General features: G+C 37.2%; 6 protein-coding genes. All 6 read left to right on the forward strand.

All coding sequences use genetic code 11. The features are described from left to right. Nucleotides 1-412 precede the first annotated feature (412 nt). The 6 genes from cyoA (at nucleotide 413) to ACFFHT_RS07725 (ending at nucleotide 6,730) form a co-directional block, all read left to right on the forward strand. On the forward strand, nucleotides 413-1,408 hold the full coding sequence (gene cyoA / locus ACFFHT_RS07700) for a ubiquinol oxidase subunit II (RefSeq protein WP_382375034.1): 996 nt from the start codon (nucleotides 413-415) through the stop codon (nucleotides 1,406-1,408). Nucleotides 1,409-1,434: 26 nt separating this feature from the next. Further along, entirely contained in the window at nucleotides 1,435-3,420 is a 1,986-nt protein-coding gene (gene cyoB, locus ACFFHT_RS07705) for a cytochrome o ubiquinol oxidase subunit I (protein ID WP_382375036.1), read from the forward strand. Further along, nucleotides 3,420-4,028 (forward strand): cytochrome o ubiquinol oxidase subunit III, encoded by a 609-nt coding sequence (locus ACFFHT_RS07710; RefSeq protein WP_382375038.1) that lies wholly within the window; start codon nucleotides 3,420-3,422, stop codon nucleotides 4,026-4,028. The genes cyoB and ACFFHT_RS07710 overlap by 1 nt, the downstream gene beginning before the upstream one ends. After that, nucleotides 4,025-4,357, forward strand: coding sequence for a cytochrome o ubiquinol oxidase subunit IV (gene cyoD / locus ACFFHT_RS07715; RefSeq protein WP_382375040.1), 333 nt, complete (start codon nucleotides 4,025-4,027; stop codon nucleotides 4,355-4,357). The genes ACFFHT_RS07710 and cyoD overlap by 4 nt, the downstream gene beginning before the upstream one ends. An 11-nt stretch (nucleotides 4,358-4,368) precedes the next feature. Beyond that, the gene (cyoE, locus tag ACFFHT_RS07720) at nucleotides 4,369-5,256 is read left to right on the forward strand and encodes a heme o synthase (protein ID WP_382375042.1); all 888 of its coding nucleotides are present in this window, start codon (nucleotides 4,369-4,371) and stop codon (nucleotides 5,254-5,256) included. A 103-nt stretch (nucleotides 5,257-5,359) separates the two neighbouring features. Further along, nucleotides 5,360-6,730 (forward strand): MFS transporter, encoded by a 1,371-nt coding sequence (locus ACFFHT_RS07725; protein WP_382375044.1) that lies wholly within the window; start codon nucleotides 5,360-5,362, stop codon nucleotides 6,728-6,730. The last annotated feature ends 223 nt before the right edge of the window (nucleotides 6,731-6,953 follow it).

Raw genomic sequence — 6,953 nt, forward strand, 5'->3', positions numbered from 1 at the left:
GTTTTAGGGCTATTTTTTTGCCTTGATATTGTCACACCTTAAAGAATTAGGTTAAGTAAAGATCTGATAATAGCTGAGTATGTCTAGCTGTTTTTTTATTCTTGCATACTGTTATAACAAATGGTTTTTGTCCTGAAATATTGTCTTTATTATCTTCATTTTATTTGCTTGTTTAATTTGATCTACTTTAATAGATATAAATGTAAATAAAACTATTAAAATGGCATAAAAAAAGTGACTAAAATATGAAAAAAATGTTAATATGGCCTCCCGTTTTAATCCTATATAATCCTAAGAAGCAGAGTCATGATTGCACGCACAAAACTACTGTTATTTTTGTTGTAACAGTAGCGTATATATTGTGCTTCATTCTCTAAAACTTTTGTTTGTTTCTGTATTGAGGTTATCATTTATGAAACTGAGTAGTAAACATGCCAAATGGAGCTTTGTGCTTGCTTGTGCCACTTTGTTGTTAAGTGGTTGTGAGAGCGCTGTATTGCTCAATTCTAAGGGCCAAGTCGGTATGGAGGAGCGTACACTCATCCTTGTGGCAACTGGTCTCATGTTGCTTGTCGTGATTCCAGTAATTGTAATGGCAATTGTATTTGTTAGAAAATATCGAGAAGGCACAAATGCTAAATATTCACCTAACTGGGCTCATTCAAATAAGATTGAGATGGTTGTTTGGGGAATTCCTATCATCATTATCCTTATTTTGGGAACAATTACGTGGAAAACTACCCACTCGCTTGATCCTTATCGTCCGTTAGACCATGAGAAAAAACCTATAACTATCCAAGTTGTTTCTTTAGATTGGAAGTGGTTGTTTATTTATCCTGAGCAGGGTATTGCCACAATCAATGAGATTGCTTTCCCACAAAATACACCTGTTGAATTTAAGATCACATCAGATACAGTGATGAACTCTTTCTTCATTCCTCAATTAGGTAGTCAAGTATATGCAATGGCTGGTATGCAAACTAAACTACATTTAATTGCTAATGAACCAGGTACTTATAAGGGGATCTCTGCAAGTTATAGTGGTGCAGGTTTCTCAGGTATGAAATTCTCTGCTATTGCGACTCCTGATGATGCCTCTTTTGAAGAATGGGTTGCGAAAGTAAAACAATCACCTGAGGCTTTAGACAGCATAGCAGCATTTGATCAAGTTGCTACACCAAGCAAATTTGATAAGCCAAGATATTTCTCTAGTGTTGTTCCACATCTGTTCTATGAAATTATGAAAAAATATGGCAGTCCGCATATGCCAATGAACCATGATATGCATCATATGCATGGTGCAAATATGTCGCATAATCAGTCAACATTATTGACATATACAGTAGAACTGATGGCACTAACGAACTTATTAGCTGAAACAGAATTATCAGCAGCAAATATTAAATAGTTGGATAAGCATCAAAGGATATAACTATGTTCGGAAAATTATCATTAGACGCTATACCGTTTCATGAACCCATTGTAATGGTAACGGTTAGCGGTATTATTTTGGGCGGTATTGCTGTCATTATCGCTTTGACTTATTTTAAATTGTGGGGACCACTATGGCGTGATTGGATTACCACTGTGGACCATAAACGTATTGGTATTATGTATATCTTTTTAGCTATCGTGATGTTAATCCGTGGCTTTGCCGATGCAATTATGATGCGTAGTCAACAACTTTTGGCTTCAAGTGGGCATGCAGGCTTCTTACCGCCAGAACATTATGACCAAATCTTTACCGCGCACGGCGTAATTATGATTTTCTTCGTTGCTATGCCATTTGTGATTGGTTTAATGAATATTGTGATTCCATTACAAATTGGAGCTCGCGACGTTGCCTATCCATTCTTGAATAACTTAGGTTTTTGGTTTACTGCTGTCAGTGTGGTGTTGATTAATATCTCGTTAGGGGTTGGAGAATTTGCGAAAACTGGTTGGTTGGCTTATCCACCATTGTCAGAATTACAATATAGCCCTGATGTAGGGGTGGATTATTGGATCTGGACGCTGCAGATATCGGGGATAGGGACAACGTTGAGTGCGATTAACTTTATCGTGACTATTCTCAAAATGCGTGCACCAGGAATGAGCTTAATGAAAATGCCAATTTTCTGTTGGGCTTCTTTCTGTTCTAATGTGTTAATTTTAACTTCATTCCCAATTTTGACTGCAAGTATTGCGTTACTTACATTAGATCGTTATTTAGGTACCCATTTCTTTACCAATGATTTGGGTGGTAACATGATGATGTATATCAACCTAATTTGGGCATGGGGACACCCTGAAGTATATATTCTCGTATTGCCTATGTTTGGTGTGTACGCAGAAGTTACAGCAACATTCTCACGTAAGAAAATGTTTGGTTACACCTCTATGGTGTGGGCAACTGTATGTATTACTATTCTTTCTTTCATCGTTTGGTTGCACCACTTCTTTACTATGGGATCAGGCGCAAATGTCAATGCGTTCTTTGGTATTGCGACGATGATTATCTCTATTCCGACTGGGGTGAAAATTTTCAACTGGTTATTCACCATGTACCAAGGACGTATTAAATTTAGTGTGCCTATGTTATGGACTATTGGATTTATCGTTACCTTTGCTATTGGTGGAATGACTGGGGTGTTATTAGCTGTACCTGGTGCTGACTTCGTATTACATGGTAGTGTATTCTTAGTTGCTCACTTCCATAACACTATTATTGGTGGTGTGGTATTTGGTCTATTCGCTGCCTTGAACTATTGGTTCCCTAAAGCATTCGGATTTACCTTAAATGAAAAATGGGGTAGACGTTCATTCTGGTGCTGGCAAATCGGGTTTATTGTCGCATTTTTACCTTTATACGCTTTAGGCTTTATGGGAATGACTCGTCGATTGAGCCAACACATTGATTCAGAATTCCAACCATTGCTTGCAGTAGCAGCACTTGGTGCGGTGATTATCGCTTGTGGTATTGCTTGCCAATTTATTCAACTTGGCGTATCTATTCGTGACCGTAATAAAAATAGAGATACAACAGGTGATCCATGGGGTGGTCGTACACTTGAATGGGCAACTTCTTCACCTCCACCGTTTTATAATTTTGCGGTTACTCCTCGTGTCGAAGAAATCGATGCTTTCTGGGACAATAAAGAGAAAGGTGTGGCTTATGCTAAACCAACAGCGGCTTATGAACCTATTCATATGCCAAAAAATACCGCAGCAGGTATCATTATCGCTGTATTTGCGATGATCTTTGGTTTTGCAATGATCTGGCATATTTGGTGGATGGCAATTGTTGGTTTTGCTGGCATCGTTGTCACATGGATTGCTAAGAGTTTCGATCAAGATGTGGACTATTATGTTCCAGTTGATCAAATTGAAACTATTGAAAACAAACACTTTAAAGAATTATCTCAAGCAGGGCTGCAATAATGTCAACAAATACTATGATACATGAGAGTGCCCATCATGGGCACCACGATACAGGGCCGATGAAAGTTTTCGGTTTCTGGATTTATCTAATGAGCGACTTGATTCTATTCTCTTGTCTATTTGCAACCTATATCGTGTTGTTACCTGGTACAGCAGGTGCACCGACAGGTAAAGAGATTTTCGAGTTACCTTATGTCTTAATTGAAACTTTTCTATTGTTGTTAAGTTCTATTACTTACGGTTTTGCTGTTTTAGCTATGAATCGTAACCAGTCTCAACAAGTTTTATTATGGTTGGGAGTAACCTTTTTATTTGGTGCTGGTTTCGTAGGTATGGAAATAAATGAGTTTCACCATCTGATTGCAGAAGGTATAGGACCTGATCGTAGTGGTTTCCTTTCTGGTTTCTTTGCACTAGTTGGTACACACGGTTTACACGTTACTGCTGGGCTAATTTGGATGGTCGTCATGATGGTACAGGTAGTTACTCGCGGTTTATCTTCTGTTACTCGTACTCGTTTGATGTGTTTAAGTCTATTTTGGCACTTCCTTGACATTGTTTGGATTTGTGTCTTTTCCATTGTTTACTTGATGGGGGTTCTGCTATGAGTCATGGTAACCACGAGCAAGTTACTGCCGTGCACGGTAGTACAAAAAGCTATTTAATTGGTTTTGTTTTATCTGTTATTTTGACTTTGATTCCATTCCTTATGGTAATGAATCACAGTGCACCTAAAACTACTTTATTACTTGTTATTGCTGTTACAGCTGTAGTACAGCTTATTGTTCAGCTTGTATGCTTCTTGCATATGGGGACTTCCCATGATGAACGCTGGAATCTTATCTCTTTCATTTTCACAGCTATTGTGATTTTGTTATTGGTAGGATTATCCATTTGGATTATGTGGAGTCTAAATGCAAATATGATGGCAGGTTAATAGGATTTGCAATGGTTAAATCTTACCTACAAGTAACCAAACCAGGAATTATCGTCGGCAACCTTATTTCCGTTGTCGGCGGTTTTCTGTTAGCCGCTAAAGGGCATCTTGATCACATGCTGTTTATTTATACGCTTATTGGCGTATCATTAGTAGTGGCATCAGGTTGTGCTTTTAATAATTTGATTGATCGTGATATTGATCGAAAAATGGAGCGCACTAAAAATCGTGTATTAGTCAAAGGTTTAATATCCGTACAGGCTGCCTTTGTGTTAGCTACAGTATTGGGTATTTTAGGATTTGTAACGCTTTATTTTGGTGCTAATCCTCTTGCTATGTGGCTGGCAGTCATGGGATTTATGGTGTATGTGTTTGTCTATAGCCTATACATGAAGCGTCATTCTGTTTATGGTACTCTCATAGGTAGTTTATCTGGTGCAGCTCCTCCTGTTATCGGTTATTGTGCTGTTAGTAATGAATTTGATGCAGGCGCATTAATTTTGTTAGCGATTTTTAGCTTATGGCAGATGCCTCATTCTTATGCTATTGCTATTTTCCGCTTTAAAGACTATCAAACAGCGAATATTCCAGTTTTACCTGTGGTAAAAGGTATTGCGGTGGCTAAGCATCATATTATGTTGTATATCATTGCTTTTATGTTTGCTGCACTGATGTTATCTATAGGTGGCTATGCTGGTTATAAATACCTTGTAGTGGCGATGACTGTTAGTCTGTGGTGGTTATGTATGGCATTGTCTGGTTATAAAGCTGAGAATAATGATCATATTTGGGCAAGAAAACTATTTGTGTTTTCTATCATCACAATTTTTACGCTTAATATTATGATGTCGATTGATTTTATGGTTCCAGCACATACAGTCGTTAGTTTAGCTAATTAAATTATTGGCTAAAACTTATTTAATATAATTCTTGAATATCTGCCCATTGGGCAGATTTTTTTATTTCCTCCAACTTTATTAAATATCCATGAAGACAATAACTATGAACAATGATAATCGTATGACAGCCGAAGAGCGTAAGGCTACATGGGGGCTTGGGGCGATTTTTTCCTTACGTATGTTTGGTATGTTTATGGTCTTACCAGTACTTACTACCTATGGTATGCATTTACAAGGCGCAAATGAAACGCTTATTGGTATTGCTATTGGTATATATGGTTTTATGCAAGCTATCTTTCAAATTCCTTTCGGTTTATGGTCTGATAAGATAGAACGTAAGACTTTAATTATTTTCGGATTATTAATTTTTGTGATTGGCAGTGTGGTTGCTGCATTATCTACCTCTATTTGGGGCGTGATTATTGGACGTGCATTACAGGGAAGTGGTGCTATTTCTGCAGCGGTAATGGCATTATTGTCTGATTTAACGCGTGAACAAACACGTACCAAAGCAATGGCATTTATTGGTGTTTCTTTTGGTATTACTTTTGCGGTTGCGATGGTAGTGGGGCCTATCATTACTCACCAGATTGGCTTGCAAGGTTTATTTTGGTTTATTGCTGTACTCGCTGTAAGTGGAATTATCCTAACTATTACTATTATTCCCAAAAGCCAAAACCATATACGTAATAGCGAATCTGCTGTGGTTAAAGGCTGCTTAAAAGATGTGCTAAAACAACCCCAGTTACTGAAACTGAATATTGGTATTTTTTGCATGCATTGTTTATTGATGGCAACATTTATTGCTTTACCACTATGTCTTGAACGTGCAGGTTTTCCAGCTTATCGTCATTGGCAAATTTATCTTGTTACTATGTTGATTGCTTTTGTTAGTGTGATACCAGGCATTATTATTGCTGAAGTTAAACGTAAAATGCGGACTGTTTTTTTATGTTGCATTGTGATTTTGATTACTGCTGAAGCAACGTTATGGCAAGCACACAATCAGTTATGGGTACTCATTGGTGGAACACTATTATTTTTCATTGCGTTTAATCTTATGGAAGCGCTGCTCCCATCTTTGATTAGTAAAGAAGCACCAGCAGGTAGTAAGGGTACAGCAATGGGAATTTATTCAACCTTTCAATTTTTTGGTGCTGCTGTTGGTGGTAGTGTAGGTGGATGGATTGCAGAACATGAAGGTACTATGGTGTTACTGTTAAGTGCAACTTTGATGGCTTGTTTATGGCTTATATTTGCTTTTACGATGAAAGAACCGCCATATTTAGCTAATTTGCGAATACAACTTATGGACTATAGTAAGGATAAAAATTTAACAAATTTTTTCTTACAACAAACTGGCGTACATGAAGCTATTATTATTCCTGAAGAACAATGTGCTTATATTAAAATTGATAGTACGATGACTAATCGTCAGAATTTAGAAGCAGCGTTAGCGGAGCGAAAAATATAGAATTCTTGTAGATTAACTATTATTAAATTGAGCAGCTTATATTTAAGTTACTTAGACTAATTTAGATGTATAATCAATCGGTTAAGTTTTTTAGGTGGCATCAGGAGAAAGTTTTCTTGATGCTATTTTTTTTCAGTTTAATAAAAGTAATGGCATAGTAGACAAAATTGTTGCTGATGTGTCAAAAACTATGCCAAGTGGACAAAATTGTGGCTAATATTTA

It is taken from the genome of Gallibacterium melopsittaci (genome assembly GCF_042433085.1).
Classification (GTDB): domain Bacteria; phylum Pseudomonadota; class Gammaproteobacteria; order Enterobacterales; family Pasteurellaceae; genus Gallibacterium; species Gallibacterium melopsittaci.